The 15,322-nt window shown below is 73.3% G+C and carries 11 protein-coding genes; 4 read left to right on the forward strand and 7 right to left on the reverse strand.

Annotated elements, in window-relative coordinates; translation table 11 throughout:
• Positions 1–33: 33 nt before the first annotated feature.
• The 3 genes from J2Z30_RS12815 to J2Z30_RS12825 all read right to left on the reverse strand — a co-directional run bounded on the left by J2Z30_RS12815 (position 34) and on the right by J2Z30_RS12825 (position 3,463).
• Positions 34–984, reverse strand: a complete 951-nt coding sequence (locus J2Z30_RS12815; RefSeq protein ID WP_044574794.1) for a GlxA family transcriptional regulator — start codon at positions 982–984, stop codon at positions 34–36.
• A gap of 92 nt (positions 985–1,076) precedes the next feature.
• A complete protein-coding gene (locus J2Z30_RS12820) occupies positions 1,077–2,312 on the reverse strand; it encodes an FAD-dependent monooxygenase (protein WP_044574792.1) in 1,236 nt (411 codons plus the stop codon).
• Between the two features lie 326 nt (positions 2,313–2,638).
• The gene (locus J2Z30_RS12825; protein ID WP_037953152.1) at positions 2,639–3,463 is read right to left on the reverse strand and encodes an AfsR/SARP family transcriptional regulator; all 825 of its coding nucleotides are present in this window, start codon (positions 3,461–3,463) and stop codon (positions 2,639–2,641) included.
• Positions 3,464–3,646: 183 nt separating this feature from the next.
• Between J2Z30_RS12825 and J2Z30_RS12830 the strand changes: the two genes are divergently transcribed.
• From J2Z30_RS12830 to J2Z30_RS12840, 3 genes are all read left to right on the forward strand, one after another.
• The gene (locus tag J2Z30_RS12830) at positions 3,647–3,919 is read left to right on the forward strand and encodes a hypothetical protein (RefSeq protein ID WP_044574790.1); all 273 of its coding nucleotides are present in this window, start codon (positions 3,647–3,649) and stop codon (positions 3,917–3,919) included.
• Between the two features lie 7 nt (positions 3,920–3,926).
• Positions 3,927–6,386 carry a TOMM precursor leader peptide-binding protein gene (locus tag J2Z30_RS12835; protein ID WP_044574789.1) on the forward strand — a complete coding sequence of 820 codons (2,460 nt, stop codon included), beginning with the start codon at positions 3,927–3,929 and terminating at the stop codon, positions 6,384–6,386.
• Positions 6,387–6,523: 137 nt separating this feature from the next.
• The gene (locus J2Z30_RS12840; RefSeq protein ID WP_245387926.1) at positions 6,524–7,744 is read left to right on the forward strand and encodes a sensor histidine kinase; all 1,221 of its coding nucleotides are present in this window, start codon (positions 6,524–6,526) and stop codon (positions 7,742–7,744) included.
• A 65-nt stretch (positions 7,745–7,809) separates the two neighbouring features.
• Here the strand turns inward: J2Z30_RS12840 and J2Z30_RS12845 are convergent, their stop codons facing one another.
• From J2Z30_RS12845 to J2Z30_RS12855, 3 genes are all read right to left on the reverse strand, one after another.
• Positions 7,810–8,415: a response regulator transcription factor gene (locus J2Z30_RS12845; RefSeq protein ID WP_044574783.1), complete on the reverse strand. Its 606-nt coding sequence runs from the start codon at positions 8,413–8,415 to the stop codon at positions 7,810–7,812.
• Positions 8,416–8,565: 150 nt separating this feature from the next.
• Positions 8,566–10,209, reverse strand: coding sequence for an AMP-binding protein (locus J2Z30_RS12850; protein ID WP_052701563.1), 1,644 nt, complete (start codon positions 10,207–10,209; stop codon positions 8,566–8,568).
• Positions 10,210–10,399: 190 nt separating this feature from the next.
• On the reverse strand, positions 10,400–11,665 hold the full coding sequence (locus J2Z30_RS12855) for a M6 family metalloprotease domain-containing protein (protein WP_044574780.1): 1,266 nt from the start codon (positions 11,663–11,665) through the stop codon (positions 10,400–10,402).
• Positions 11,666–12,361: 696 nt separating this feature from the next.
• Between J2Z30_RS12855 and J2Z30_RS12860 the strand changes: the two genes are divergently transcribed.
• Positions 12,362–14,005, forward strand: coding sequence for a putative bifunctional diguanylate cyclase/phosphodiesterase (locus tag J2Z30_RS12860; protein ID WP_281062697.1), 1,644 nt, complete (start codon positions 12,362–12,364; stop codon positions 14,003–14,005).
• Positions 14,006–14,053: 48 nt separating this feature from the next.
• Here J2Z30_RS12860 and J2Z30_RS12865 read toward each other — a convergent pair whose 3' ends face one another.
• On the reverse strand, positions 14,054–15,181 hold the full coding sequence (locus J2Z30_RS12865; protein WP_209468656.1) for an LLM class flavin-dependent oxidoreductase: 1,128 nt from the start codon (positions 15,179–15,181) through the stop codon (positions 14,054–14,056).
• Positions 15,182–15,322: the final 141 nt, after the last annotated feature.

Genomic DNA, 15,322 nt, shown 5'->3' on the forward strand with positions numbered 1-15,322 from the left:
GCGCCCGACCCCGTCCGGGGTCTCGCTCGGCGGCTATCCGGCGTTTCGCTGGAAGGCGGAGCGATAGCTGTGCGGGCTGGTGCCGACGACGCGCTTGAAGCGGTCCCGGAAGGAGGTGGGCGAGCCGAACCCGACCTGGGAAGCGATGCGTTCGACGGGGTGGGTGGTGGCCTCCAGCAGATACTGCGCCTGGCGGATCCGGGCGCGGTGCAGCCATTGCAGCGGGGTGGTCCCGGTGTGCTCCCGGAAGCGGCGGTTGAGGGTGCGGGTGCTCATGCCGACGTGGGCGGCGATCTCGTTGAGGGTGAGGTCCCGTCCGGCGTTGTCCTCCATCCACCGCAGCAGGGGTTCGAACAGCGAGCCGCGCGGCACGGGCGGCTGGTCGTGGACGATGAACTGGGCCTGTCCGCCCTCCCGTTCCAGGGGCATCACGGACAGCCGGGCGGCGTCGGCGGCCACGGCGGAGCCATGGTCGCGCCGGATGAGGTGCAGACACAGATCGAGCCCGGCCGCGGCGCCGGCCGAGGTGAGGAACTGGCCGTTGTCCACATAGAGCACATCCGGGTCGACCTGGATCTTCGGATGGAGCTCGGCGAGCAGCGCGCCGCCGAGCCAGTGCGTGGTGGCCCGGAGTCCGTCGAGCAGCCCGGTGGCGGCGAGGATGAAGGCCCCGGAGCAGATCGAGGCGATACGGGTGCCCCGCCCGGCCGCGTCCCGCAGCGCCTCGACCACCTCGTCGGGGACCGGGAGCAGGGGGTCGCCGCGGCCGGGCACGACGATGGTGTCGGCCTCGGCGAGCGCCTCGAGCCCGTACGGAGCCTGGAGGGCGAACACCCCGGCGTCGACGGCGGGCGCGGGGGCGCAGACCCGGACCCGGTAGGGCTCACGGCCGTCCGGCAGCCGGGTGCGGGTGAACACCTCGATCGGGGTGGCCAGATCGAAGGCGATGACCTGGTCCAGCGCCAGGATCACGACAGTGTGCATGGCCTCAACCTAGGCTGTACGGGATATGACGCCAATGCCGGGTGGCGAGAAGCCGGTGTAGGGATGGTTTCCAGCCATCGCGCTCGGGGGTGTCATGTACGGCCGCACACCCCGGCGTCGGCGATACGGATCGAGGGGTTGCCGTAGGCCATGCGCTGGAGGATCTTGCGATAGAGCGGCGTACGACGCAGCGCCCGCGCGAGACGGGGGCGCACCCGGGTGGTGAACGCGCCCTGCGAGAGGATCGCCCGGCTCTGCAGGGTCTGCATCCGCATCACCGCCGCGATATCGGGCCCGCGCCGCCGCTCGAACTCCGCCAGCCGCTCGGCACTGGTGTCGCCCTCGGCCAGGGCACGGGCCAGCAGGGGATGCAGCACCACCGCGTCCTGCACCGCGAGGTTGATGCCCTGGGCGCCGATCGGGCTGTGGGTGTGGGCGGCATCGCCGATCAGCACCAGCCCGTCGGCCACCCAGCGCTCGGCGCGTGCGGAGAAGACATCGAGCACACCGAGGTCGGCGGTGGTGCGGATCTGATCGCGGATCAGCGTGGCGTACCGCGGCACGGCACGCACCAGCCGCTCCTTGACGTGGTCGAGGCCGAGAGCGGCGATATGGCCGTAGCGCCGGTGCGGCAGGGTCCAGCCGATCTGGATCCGGTTCGGCCAGGAGCCATAGACCAGCACCGGGCCGCCGCCGGTGCGGTACACCCGCACATCGCGGACCGGCGGCTCTTCCGGTGGCGTGACGAGGGTGCACCACAGCACATCCTGGGCGAACGCGTCGGCGCGGCCCGCCCCGATGCCCGCCAGCCGCCGGATCCGCGAGAACCGGCCGTCCGCACCGACCACCACCCGGGCCCGTACGGCACAGCGGCCCGGCGGGCCTTCGGCGATGACCCCGGCGATCCGCCCCTCCCGCCGCAACAGCGCCCCGGCCCGCCGTCCGGGCAGATAGCGGAAGCCGGGCGAGCGGCGGCAGCGGGCGAGGAGCTCGTCCAGCAGATGGGGGCGCACCACGCTCAGCAGGTGGTCGTACGGGGCCGGAAGCAGCCGGTAGTCGGCCTCCAGCAGCACCCGCTCGCCCTCGATCACCAGGAACCGGTGGTGCTCATGGGCGCCGCGGGCGCGGGCGCCGGCGAGCACATCGAGCGCGTCCAACAGCTCCATCGCGCCGGGCTGGAGTATTTCGCCGCGGACCACGCGCTGATGCGCGCGGGCGCACTCCACCACGGTCACCCGAGCCCCCGACCGCAGCATCAGCAGCGCCAGCACCAGACCGGCCGGGCCGCCCCCGACCACGCACACATCGGTGTCGATCTCGCGCATCATCGCGCCTCCTGCTGGTCGGGCTCAGGTCCAGGGCTTCAGGCCTTGGGCATCGGGCATCGGGCGCCTGTGACAGCTCCTGGACGCGCTACGGCTCCGCTTGCCCGCGCGGGGGGATCGGGCAGCGGAGCCGTAGCAGGCCCGGCTGAAGGGCGGCGCCGGGCGTATTGGGGGGGATGGTTCGCCGGACGGGGACGGCTGGTACGGGACCTACGGGACTCCGGACGGGGACGGGGCGGTGTCGGGGATATCGGGGATCTCGGGGCTCCGCTCTGCGGGGGCTGTGGGCGGGGGCCGACGCTGAGGGGTTGGGGGCCGTCGGCCGGGGGCTATGCGGCGAACAGATCGAGCACCGGGCGGCGCCAGTGGCCGTCCAGGTCCAGATCGAGCGCCGGATCGGAGGCGAGCACTGCCTGCTGGAGCTTCTGCAGCCGCGGCGACGGCTCCAGCCCGAGGTCCTCCACCAGTCTGGCGCGCAGCCCCTGGTAGACCTCCAGCGCCTGCCAGGGGCGGCCCGCGCGGTAGAGCGCGGCCATGCACTGGGCGTGCAGCCCCTCGTGCAGCGGATGACGGGCGGTCAGCTCGGTGAGCTCCGTGAGCAGCTCGGCATGGCGGCCCAGCCGCAGATCGGCCTCGATACGGCGCTCCAGGACGCCGAGCCGGCTCTCCTCCAGACGGGCCAGCTCGATCTCCAGGACCGGCCCGACCTTCACATCCACCAGCGCGGGGCCGCGCCAGACGGCCAGCGCCTCGCGCAGCAGCAGGGACGCCTGGACATCGTCCCCGGCGTCCAGCGCGTCCCGCCCCGCGGCCACCAGCCGGTCGTACTCATGGATGTCCACCGCGCCCGGCTGGGCCTCCAGCACATATCCGCCGTACCGCGTGGCGAGCACGTCCTTGGAAGCCTGCGGGGCCTGTGGGCCATAGGCCGCGGCCAGCCTGCGGCGCAGCTGCAGGATGTAGGTCTGCAAAGTGGTGAGCGCGCTGCGCGGCATCTGCGTGCCCCAGATTTCCTCCATAAGAGTGGGCACCGGGAGCATCTGGTTGGCGTAGACGGAAAGCAGTGCAAGGATCTGGCGCGGCTTGCCCGCGCTGGGCACGATCGACTGACCGCACGCCTCGACGCTCAGCGGCCCCAACACCTTGATGTCCATGGTCGTGTACCTCCGTCAACGGTCCGTCAAGTGCCTCCTGGCCGCGCGGCCCTGCCACCGAGGCATCTAAGAGCCTCGCTTGTGGGCGGCCTGTACGGCCAGTGCCGGAGTAACGAGCTCGATATGAGTTCCAGAGCCTCGCACCATGACAAATTCACACCCCTGGCGATAAGAGAGTCCGCGATGACCGATACGCCCGTCCCACATGAGCCCACGAGCCCCGCCGCCCTGGCTCATCCCGCCGAGAACGCCGAGGTCACCGGGGTCGTCGGGGTCGTCGGGGTCACCGGAGTCGTCCAGATCACCGAGCGCGCCAAGGCCACCGGGGGCGCCGAGACCGCCGAGGCCGTTCGTCCGCCCGCCGAGGACGACGACCTGGTCATCGAGGATCTCTCCGACACCGCCTGGCCCATCCCCGCGCCGGGCATCTGCATCTGCACCGTCGGCGCCGAATGACCGGGCGATGACCGGCGAACTGGGCTTCACACCACATCTGCGGGTCGAGCCGGTGCCCGGCGAGGCCGTCTACCTCGTCTCCGAGCACGGGGTCACGGCGCTGCACGGGCGGGCGATCGCCGCGCTGGCGCCGCTGCTCGACGGGTCGCGGGACCTCGCCCACATCCTCACCGAGGCCGCCGCGCCCGGCCGCGCCGCGGTCCCGCCCGCCGCGGGCCCGCCCGGCGCGGTCCCGGCCGACGCGGTCCCGGCCGACGCGGTCCCGGCCGGGCAGGCCGAGCGCGTCATCGCCCGTCTCCGCGCGGCCGGGCTGGTCTCCGAGCGGGAGCACGCCTGGAGCCCCGAGGAGGCGTACTGGGAGCTGGCCGGGCTGGGCACGGGCGGCTCCGCCCCGGCCCCCACGCCCGCGTCCGCCCGCCCCGCCGTGGCCCCGCTGGTGCTCGGTTCGACCGGTCCGGACGAGGTGGTCCGGGCGCTGCGCGTCGCGGGGCTGGGGACCGTGGACGGCGAGACGGCGGACCCGAGGTCCGTGAACGCGGAGGCGGCGGACGGCGATCCGACGGCCTCGGGAGCCAATAGCCCTCGGCGGGAGATATGTCAAATCGCCCTCCGTCAACATGGCGCCGCAGAACTCACCCTTGTGGTGTGCGATGACTACCTCGATCCGCGGCTCGCCGCCGTGGACGCCGCGCACCGGGCCGCCGGCCGTCGCTGGCTGCCCGTCAAACCGGTGGGCACCCAGGCGTGGCTGGGCCCGTTCCTCGGCGCCCCGGACGATCCGTGCTGGGTCTGTCTGGCCGACCGGCTGTGGCGCGGACGGCAGGCCGAGGCGTATCTCCAGCGCCGGCTCGGCCGCCCCGGACCCGTGCCGCGGCCGCCCGCCTCCCTGCCCGCGAGCCGCGCCGCCGCGCTCCAGCTCGCCGCCCTGGAGGCCGCCAAGTGGCTGGCCGGGTACCGGCACCCGGGCCAGCGGGAGCTGCGCACCCTGGACAGCCTCACCGCCACCGTGGACCGCCATCCGCTCTCCCGACGCCCGCAGTGCGCCGGCTGCGGCGATCCGGCGCTGGTCGCGGCCCGGATACGGGCGCCCCTGTCGCTGCCCTCGCCACGGGAGCCACAGGAGTCAAGGGAGCCACGGGAGCCACTGACCGAAACCGGGACCGCTGCCGACACCTCCCCGCGCGGGATCATGGAGCGCTACGGACATCTGGTGGACCCCGTCACCGGGCTGGTCACCGAGATCCGGCGCGATCCGCGCGGCCCCGCAGTCCTCAACTGCTTCCACGCCCGCCACCCTTCGTACGCCGGAGCGGGCCCCCACAGCGGCCTGGACGCCGTAAGGGCCGGGCTGGGGGCCGCCGCCCACGGTAAGGGCCGCACGGCCGAACAGGCGCGGGCGAGCGCGCTGTGCGAGGCCCTGGAGCACTACAGCGGCCACTTCCAGGGGGACGAGCCGCGTCAGCGCGCCCGCTACCGCGATCTGCGCCCGGAGGACGCGGTGCACCCGGACACCGTCCAGCTCTTCGACCCGCGCCAGTTCCGGGACCCCGCCCTCCCCGCGCGCCACCGCGTCCAGGATCCGTTCGACGAGGGCGCGGAGCTGGACTGGACCCCGGTGTGGTCGCTCACCGCCGAGCGCCACCGGCTGCTGCCCACCGCGCTGCTGTACTACGGCGCCCCACAGCCCCCGGGCCACCGCTGCTGCCGGGCGGACTCCAACGGCGCGGCGGCGGGCGGCACCCTGGCCGACGCCGTCGTACGGGGCTTCCTGGAGCTCGTGGAGCGGGACGCGGTCGCCCTGTGGTGGTACAACCGCACCCGGCAGCCCGCCGTGGCCCTGGACGCCTTCGACGACTCGTGGCTGGCCGAAGTGCGCGCCGCCCACCGGGGCGTGCGGCGCGAGGTGTGGGCCCTGGATCTCACCACGGACTTCGGCATCCCGGTGGTCGCCGCGCTCTCCCGGCGGCTCGACAAGCCCGCCGAGGACATCACCTTCGGCTTCGGCGCCCACTTCGACCGGCACACCGCGCTGTGCCACGCCTTCGCCGAGCTGAACCAGATGCTTCCGGCGGTGGTCGAGGCCCGTGCCGACGGCGGGGGTTACGGCGCCGCCGAGCCCGAGGCGCTGCGCTGGTTCCGTACCGCGACCCTCGTCGACCACCCGTATCTGGCCCCCGATCCGGCGGCCGTACCGCCCCCGGGGACATCCGGCCCCCCGGAGCCCCCGGAGGGCGGCGCGCTGGCCACCGTAGGGGAGTTGGCGCGCGGGCGCGGTCTGGAACTGCTGGTGCTGGACCAGACCCGGCCGGATGTGGGGCTGCCGGTGGCCAAGGTGCTGGTGCCCGGAATGCGCCCGCACTGGGCCCGGTTCGCGCCCGGCCGGCTCTTCGACGCCCCCGTGGCACTGGGCCGGCTGCCGGGGCCCACGCCCTATGCGGACCTCAACCCGATTCCGTTTTTCCTGTGATCCCCCGTGATATCCAGTAACTCTGCGTACACCATGAGCCTTCCACAGGGCCTCTCCACCCCAGTGAAGATCGGATACTCTCGGGCAAGCCACCCAATCCGGCCCGACCATCCGGAGGACGAGTGCAGGGGAGCCTCTTGCCCGACGATGCCGGGAACCATCCACCGCGCCACCAGGACGATCTGGCGCCGCGTCTGGCCGTGGTCATCACGGTCCTCGTGCTGGTGGGGTACTTCGCCGTGGCCGTCACCTATGTGGTCGACGGCAATCGTTCGGGCAGGTCGGTCGACGCGGCGATGCTCGGTCTCGCCCTGCTGCCGATGACCGTGCTGCTCTGCCTCCAGATGCTGCACTCCTTCCCCGGTCTCGCGCCCAGGCTCAGCGGTGCGCGGCGCTGGACGCTGGCGCTCCAGACGGTGCTGACCTTCGCCCCCTTCGCCATCTTCAAACACGCCTGGCTGGGCATGCCGGGCTTCCTGGCCGGCTCCTCGCTGCTGGTGCTGGTCCCGGCGCTGGCGTGGCCCGCGTTCGCGGCCATCCTGCTGTGCACGGACGTCCTGCTGTTCCAGGTGGGCTTCGGCTGGGGTCAGGTCGCGTACACCACGGTCTCCACCGCGCTGACCGGGCTGGTGGTCTTCGGGCTCTCGCGGCTGTCCGGGCTGGTCGCCGAGGTGTACCGGTCCCGGGCCGAGCTGGCCCGGCTGGCGGTCGCCCAGGAGCGGCTGCGGTTCTCCCGGGACGTGCACGATCTGCTGGGCTACAGCCTGTCCACGATCACCCTCAAATGCGAGCTGGTGCACCGGCTGGTGCCCCGGCAGAACTCCCGCGCCCAGCAGGAGCTCTCGGAGATCCTGCAGACCTCCCGTCAGGCCCTCGCCGACGTAAGGGCGGTGGCCAGCGGCTATCGCAAGATGTCGCTGTCGGCGGAGGCGGCGACGGCCCGCTCGATGCTGGCCGCGGCGGGCATCAGCGCCACGGCCGAGATCGACTGCGGACCGCTGCCGGAGCTGATGGACACGGTGCTGGCGAGCGTGTTGCGCGAGGGGCTGACCAATGTGCTGCGGCACAGCAAGGCCGACCACTGCGCGGTCGAGGCGCGGCGCAGCGGACACCGGGTGTCGCTGACCCTCGTCAACGACGGGGTGGGCCGGCCGTCCACGATCCTGCGCGCCGACAGCTCGGACGGCGGCAGCGGCATCGGCAACCTCCGGGTGCGGGTGGAGAACCTCGGCGGGCGGCTGCGCGCGGGCGTGCGGTCGGACGGCAGGTTCGAGTTACGGGCGGAGCTGGATGTGTCCGTGGACGCGCCGCCGCGGAGCGGCCGGGAGTACGGCCCGGGGCCGACGGTGACGGCGTAACGGCCCCTGACGGGTCGTGGAACCCCTGAGGCCCGACCAGCGCGTGGGAAGGCCGGTACGCCGCCTTACAGCCAGCCCGCCTCGCGGGCGATCCGGATGGCGTCCACCCGGTTGCGGGCGTCCAGCTTGGTCACGGCGGACGTCAGATAGTTGCGCACCGTGCCCACCGACAGGAACAGCTTGGCCGCGATCTGCCCGGAGTCCTCGCCCTTCGCGGCGAACCGCAGGACCTCCAGCTCCCGTGGGGTCAGCGGCTGTGGCCCGTCGTCCAGGGCGGCCAGCGCGAGTTGGGGATCGATCACCCGCTCGCCCTTGGCGACGGCGCGGATGGCGTCGCTCAGCTTCTCCGGGCTGCTGTCCTTCAGCAGGAAGCCGGAGACCTGGGCGGCCAGCGCCCGGCGCAGATTTCCGGGGCGGCCGAGGCTGGTGAGCATCATGGTGCGGCATTCGGGGACGGCGGTGCTCAACTCGGCGGCGGCGGTGAGCCCGTCCACGCCCGGCAGATCGATGTCGAGCACGGCGACGTCCGGGCGGAGTTCTCGGGCGCGCGGCAGGATTTCGGCGCCGTTGGAGAATTCGGCGACCACGTCGATATCCGGTTCGAATTCCAGCAGGGCGACCAGTGCCTTGCGCAACATATGCATGTCTTCCGCGATCAGCACCCTGACCATGCCGCCCCCTGCTGTCCCCTACTGTCCCCGCCCGGCCTCACCCCGCATGGGGATTATTCCCCCGCCCTCTCGGCCATTCCATCGATTCGCGGGGAAATACGCCCGTCGAACGCCCATCCCGTTGCGCGAACGCGACCGTGCGCCCCCTTTTCACGCCGCACCACCCCGGCAGGGCTCACCGACCCCCGGCCCGAACTCGGCGTGCAGCGCGCGCACTTCACCCCGCAGATAGCGCTCGCGCAGCAGGGCCCGCCGTACCTTGGCGGTTCCCGCCCCGCGCACGGTGCCGGGGCGCACCAGCAGCAGCGCGCCGGTCTCGACTCCGAACTCCTCCGCGATCAGGGCGCGGATCCGGGCCGCCAGCCGGGGCAGCCCGGTGCGCACCCCGCCCACCGTACGGACGACCTCCTGGACGACCACCAGCGCCCCCGCGCCCGGCCCCGCGCAGAACACCCGGGCCGACCCCAGCGCCTTCGCGCAGCGCAGCAGTTCGCGCTCCACGTCCTGGGGGTGCAGGGTGTGGCCGTCCACCAGGAGGGCGTCACGGACCCGGCCGGTCATCCGGAGCCGGCCGTTGACCGTAAGGCCGAGATCGCCGGTGCGCAGAAAGCCGCCAGGCCCCTCGGCGACGCGGGCGGCGAACAGCAGCGCGGTGTCCGATGGACGGCCCCAGTGGCCGGTGGCGACGGCGGGGCCGCGCACCCAGATCTCCCCGGGCGCCCCGTCGGGCAGCCGGCGCCCGGTCAGCGGGTCCACGACGGCGAAGTCCGCGCCCGGCACCGGTGCGCGCCCCGTGGCCAGCGGCACCGGCGCCCCCTCGGCCGGGACGTACCCGGCCACCAGGGTGCCCGGCCGCAGGCCCAGCGGGGCGCAGCGGTGGGGGAAGGCGGCCATGGTCCCGGCCGAAACGGGCTCCCCGGCATTCAGCGCGGTCCGCCAGCGGGAGAGGTCGAGCCCGGCCGGTGGCTCGTCGCCGAGGAGCGCGGCGCAGCGGGCGTGGAGGATGTCGGGCGCGAGGGTTTCGGTGATGCCGTGGCGGCTGATGGCGCGCAGCCAGCCGAGCGGATCGGTGCGGTACGGCTCCGCCGGAAGTGTCACGGCGGTGGCGCCGAGCCATAAGGGGTGCAGCACCTGCCCGATCAGCCCGGGGGTGTGGCGGCGGGGCAGCCAGCCGCCGATCCGGGACCGGTGGTCGGTGCCGAGCGTCCGCCGCAGCCCGGCCATGGCCGCCGTAAGGTTGCCATGCGTCAGCAGGGCGCCGCGGGGGGCGGTGGCGGGCCCGGAGTCGTAGGCGAGCAGCGCGAGGCTGTCGGCGGTGGTTCGGAGGGGTTGCCGGGGCGTGTCGGCGCCCGCGTCGGGGCGCATTCCGTCGATGGCGAGGCAGGTCAGACCGGCGCGGCCGATCCGGGAGAGCCGGCGGGAGGTCTCGGTGGCGTGGGCGGTCTCGGTGAGGACGAGGTCCACGGCGGCGTCCCGGACGATCGAGGCGGTGCGCTCGGCATCGGTCCGGGAGGCGGACGGCGCTGGTACGGGCACCGCGACGGCCCCCGCGTACAGACAGCCGAGCAGCGCGACCGCCGCGCACGGACCGGGGTCCATGGCGAGCAGCACCCGGCGGCCGACGGCGTCCCGGGCGCGCAGCCAGGCGGCCACGGCGTCGGCGCGGGCATCGAGCGCGGCGTAGGACACGCGGTGTTCGGTGCCATCGGCGGCGGGGTGGGCGAGCGCCGTGCCGTCGGGGCGCCGGAGGGCCCGTTCCTTCAGGGCCTCGGCCAGATTCGCGTATCGCGGCATTCTCAACTCCCGGGCGCCCGACGTCGAAAAGGGGCCCACAGTCTCGAAGTGCCACCTCGAAGCCGACTTGATCAACGGTTAGGAGCCCGCCCCGGTCCTCGGCGTGGGTCCGGCAGCGGCCCGACCTGCCGCGTCGGCGCGGGTCCGGCAGCGGACCGCCTGGCCATCGCGGCCCCGTCATCGGCCGTCATCAGCGCGCCCGGCGGTTGACCCGGACGGTCCAGCCCCCGCCGGCGGTGCGGCCCGCCACCGTGATCCGTACGGCGTCCTCCTTGACCGACATGCTGTCCCCGACGCCGAGCGGGGCGTCGGCGAGTTCGGGGTAGACCGACTCGTTCCAGCAGGCGGAGGTGGCGGGGTGGCCGTCCAGCACCTGGACGGGGCCGTCGCCCGACGCCTTGTCGTTGCGGACGCGGTAGACCAGCACGCCCTCGGTGCAGGTGCCCGCGTCGTTGCCGCTGCCGCCGCGCGCCTCGATGGCCAGTGCGGTGGTGGGCCCGGTGCGGACCACGACCAGCCGGGTGCGGGTGTCGGGGCCGGACCGGCCGCGCGCCATGGGGGCGGCGAGGGGCTGGAGGGTGTATCGGCGCGGTCCGGTGGCGCGGTCGCAGGCCACCTGGCGCGCGCCGAGCCAGCCGAGCTTCCACTTGTGCCAGCCGAACGGATCGGGTGCCATGCCGAACTGGCTTCCCATCAGGTCCCAGTCGCCGACGTAGGTGTCCCATTCGGCGTTGCCGTCGGTGTCCTTCGGCCGGTGGTAGAGGTCGGGCAGGTCGAAGACATGCCCGGTCTCATGGGCCAGCACATTGCGGTCCGGCGGATGGTGCTCGAAAACGGTGACCAGGCGGCGCAGCTCGACACCGTCCGCGCGCAGTGGCTTTTCGAAGTTGACCACTTTCGTCGCGTCGGCGTCCACACCGGGGGCGTCGGGGTCGGCGACCAGATAGACGAGGTCGTAGCGGGCGAAGTCGAGGTGCGGATCGGCGGCCTCGATGGCGTCGCTCAGATAGGCCGCGCGGCGCTGGGCGTTCCAGTCGCGCTGTATGGCGTACGCGGTGGAGCGCTGGGGCATGGTGATCCAGCGCCGCAGCGGATGCACCCGTAAGCCGAACTTCCCGTAGGAGGCCCGTTTGAAGAAATTGGGGGTCGCCGGGATGTGGTCGGCGGCCAGTTGGGCGGGGGTCACCCGGGGCCGGGCGTCCGGGAAGGACAGGAAGACCATCGCCGCGTCCAGGCGGCGGACCGGCCGCGGATAGCGGGAGTTCCAGGTGTCCACGCCCTCCGAGTGGTGGGCATCGGTGCGTTCCAGGTCACAGGGGCCGCCGGGGCCGGCCGCGACGGCGGGGCCCGCCACCACGGTGGTCGCGATGAGCGCGCTCAGCGAGGTGAGCAGGGCTCCGGTCCGACGCAGCCGAGGCTGTCGGTGCACCCCCTCGGGTACCTGAGGACGCACCATGTCGACCTCCCGGGCGTAGTCGGAACACCCACTCCACCCTGAGGTGAATTGGCGGGGTACGCCCTGTTGAGTTGGGCTGGTCGAGTGAAGAGGCCGCGATCCGGGTACGTAACAGACGGTCACAATCGGTCAGAGCGGCCGTTGGCCCGCGCAGAGTCGAACAGATACGACCAAACACATTGTCAAGGCGGCGGTGAGCGCGATGGCATCGATGGAACGCCCGGAGTACGAGCCCCTATGATCGGCACATTTCCAGCGGGGAATCCCCCTTCAGGCAGGCACTTACGGTCGGCCCGGCACCCGGTGTGAGACATGCACAAGATGTGTACGAACAACTTGGACACAACAGACGCCACGCGGGAGCGAGCGGTGAGCGGAACCCCCGACGGGCAGGGACGCGCCCCGGGCGCGACACTGCCGACGATCACAGAGCGTGAGGCTATGCCGAGCGTCCTTCCGGTCGCGGAGGACCCCGGCGCACCCCGTCCGGCCCCCGGCGCGCCGTCGGTCCTGGGCACGCCCCCAGGCCCCGGCGCGCCCCCGGGCGCGGGGCACCCAACGGGGCATACCACCGGGCCCACGGCGGGGCATACCGCCGGGCCCGCCACCGGCCCCGCCACCGGGCATACCACCGGTCCCACGACCGGCCCCGCGCCCGGCGACTACCGCGCCGCCTTCAATGTGGCGCGCCTCGCCATGGCCGTCGTCGACCGCGAGGGCAGGGTGCTCGACGCCAACCCCGCGCTCGGCGCCCTGCTCGGCACCGATCCGGCCCTGCTGATCACCCGCAGCGCGGCGGACCTGGCCGATCTGCGCGAGGATCCGCGCACCTGGCGGGAGTACCGGGACGTCCTCGGCGGCCGCGCCGCGCGGCTGCGCCGCACCCGGCGGCTGCGGCGCGCCGACGGCCATGCCCTGTGGGCCGAGATCACCCTCGAGCCCGCGCCGGACAGCTGCAGTCTGCTGCTGTCGATGGCCGACATCAGCGACCAGCGCGACCTCCAGGGGCGGCTGCGCCATCTGCAGATGCACGACCCGGTGACCCGGCTGCCCAACCGCAGCCTGTTCTTCGAGCGGATGACCAGGGCGCTGGAGGCGGCCACCTACGACCACGGGGGCACCGGCCGGATCGGGCTCTGCTATCTCGACCTGGACGGCTTCAAGGCGGTCAACGACACCCTCGGCCACCGGGTCGGCGACCGGCTGCTCGGCGCGGTCGCCCAGCGGCTCACCGACTGCGCGGCGCCCGACGGCCATCTGGTGGCGCGGCTCGGCGGGGACGAGTTCGCCCTGCTGGTCCGCAACTCCACCGGCACCGAGCAGCTGTGCGACCTCGCCCGGACGGTGCTGGCCGCCCTTCAGGAACCGTTCGACGTGGGCGGACAGCGGCTGTCGGTGTCGGCGAGCATCGGCGTGGTGGAGCGGCCCGCGGCCGGCACCCACACCACCTGGCTGATGCAGGCCGCGGACACCACGCTGTACTGGGCGAAGGAGGACGGCAAGGCGCGCTGGACCCTCTTCGACCCGGAGCGCAACGCCCATCGGATGACCCGGCAGGCGCTGTCCAGCACCCTGCGCCCGGCGGTCGAGCGGGACGAGTTCGTGCTCGACTACCAGCCGCTGGTGGGGTTGGGCGACGGGGTCGTCCGGGGGGTGGAGGCGCTGGTGCGCTGGGACCATCCGCAGTTCGGGCGGCTGTCGCCGAACCGGTTCATCCCGCTGGCCGAGGAGAACGGCGCGATCGTGCCGCTGGGCCGGTGGGTGCTGCGCACGGCCTGCCGCCAGGCCCGTGCCTGGCAGCTGGCCGAACCGCCGCATCCGCTGGTGGTCAGCGTGAATGTGGCGGTCCGCCAGGTGTGGGACTCCGATCTGGTGGCCGATGTCGGCGCGATCCTGGCGGAGACCGGGCTGCCGCCGCATCTGCTCCAGCTGGAGCTGACCGAGTCGGCGGTGATGGGGTCCACGGGGCGGCCGCTCCAGGCGCTGCAGGCGCTCAGCGACATGGGGGTGGCCATCGCGATCGACGACTTCGGAACGGGCTACTCCAACCTCGCCTATCTCAGCCGGCTGCCGGTCTCCACGCTCAAGCTGGACGGCTCGTTCGTCCAGGGGTTCCGGGCGGAGGAGCATCCGAATCCGGCCGACGAGACCATCGTCGAGGCGCTGGTGCAGCTCGCGCACCGGCTGGGCCTCACGGTGACGGCCGAATGTGTGGAGAGCGCCGAGCAGGCGGAGCGGCTGAGGCGGATCGGCTGCGATACCGGACAGGGGTGGTTCTACTCCCGTCCGGTGCCGCCGGACCGCATCCAGGCAATGATCAACCGCCCGGCGCCGGGTTAGGGCCGGGGTCCTTCTGGCGGATCTCCGCAGCGATCCGCCAGAAGGGCCCTAAGCCTCCGTCTGCGCCGTCGGCAGATCGTAGGCGTCGGCGATCAGCTCGTACGAGCGCAGACGGGCGTCACGGCCGTGGGCATTGGCCGTGATCTTGACTTCGTCCGCTCCGGTGCGCTTGATCAGCCCATCGAGCCCCTCGCGGACCTGGTCCGGGCTGCCGTACTCGACATTGGCGAGCCAGCTGTTGATGAAGTCGCGCTCGATCTCGTTGAACTCGTGCCCCTCGGCCTCCTCGGGCGTCGGCACCAGGCCGGGGCGTCCGGTGCGCAGCCGGATCATGGCCAGGGCGCCGGTGAGCACCTGGCGGTGGGCCTCCTTCTCGTCCTCGGCGGCGAAGGCCGAGACCCCGATCGAGGCGTACGGCTTGTCCAGCACGGCGGACGGCCGGAAGGTCTCCCGGTAGAGGTCGAGCGCGGGGACGGTGTTGGCCGCGGAGAAGTGGTGGGCGAAGGAGAACGGCAGGCCGAGCATCCCGGCGAGCCGGGCGCTGAACCCGCTGGAGCCCAGCAGCCAGATCGACGGCCGGTCGGCGGACTGGGCCCCGCCGGGCACGGTGCCCTGCACCGGCCCCGGCACCGCGTGGATACGGGCGTAGCGGTGGCCGTCGGGGAAGTCGTCGTCCAGGAAGCGGGTCAGCTCGGCGAGCTGCTGGGGGAAGTCGTCGGCGCCCTCGCGCAGCCGCTCGGTGCGGCGCAGCGCGGCGGCCGTGGCCCCGTCGGTGCCGGGCGCCCGGCCGAGGCCGAGGTCCACCCGGCCGGGGGCGAGCGCCTCCAGGGTGCCGAACTGCTCGGCGATGACCAGCGGGGCGTGGTTGGGGAGCATCACCCCGCCGGAGCCCAGCCGGATCCGCTCGGTGTGCGCGGCGAGATGGGCGAGGATCACGGCCGGGGAGGAGCTGGCGACCCCGGGCATGGAGTGGTGCTCGGCGACCCAGAAGCGCTGGAAGCCCCGGCGCTCGGCGAGCCGGGCGAGCTCGGTGGTGGTCCGCAGCGCCTCGGTGGCCGTCACCCCGCTGCCGACGGTCGCGAGGTCCAGCACCGACAGGGGCACCGGTGCGCTGCCGAGGGGCCGGGCCCGGATGGGGTCGCGCTGGTCGTCTCGCCGGTCCTGCTCATCGGCCACGGTGGCCCGCCTCCCTGGTCGCACCGCACGGTGCGCGTATGTCGTGTGCGTGAGCGTGTGCGGCGCTGCGCCGCCACGCCTCCACGTCTACCGGCGACATTCAACCGGAGAAAGGCTCCGCTTTATTCCCGGCCCTGGTTC

It is taken from the genome of Streptomyces iranensis, from assembly GCF_017874715.1.
GTDB lineage: Bacteria > Actinomycetota > Actinomycetes > Streptomycetales > Streptomycetaceae > Streptomyces > Streptomyces iranensis.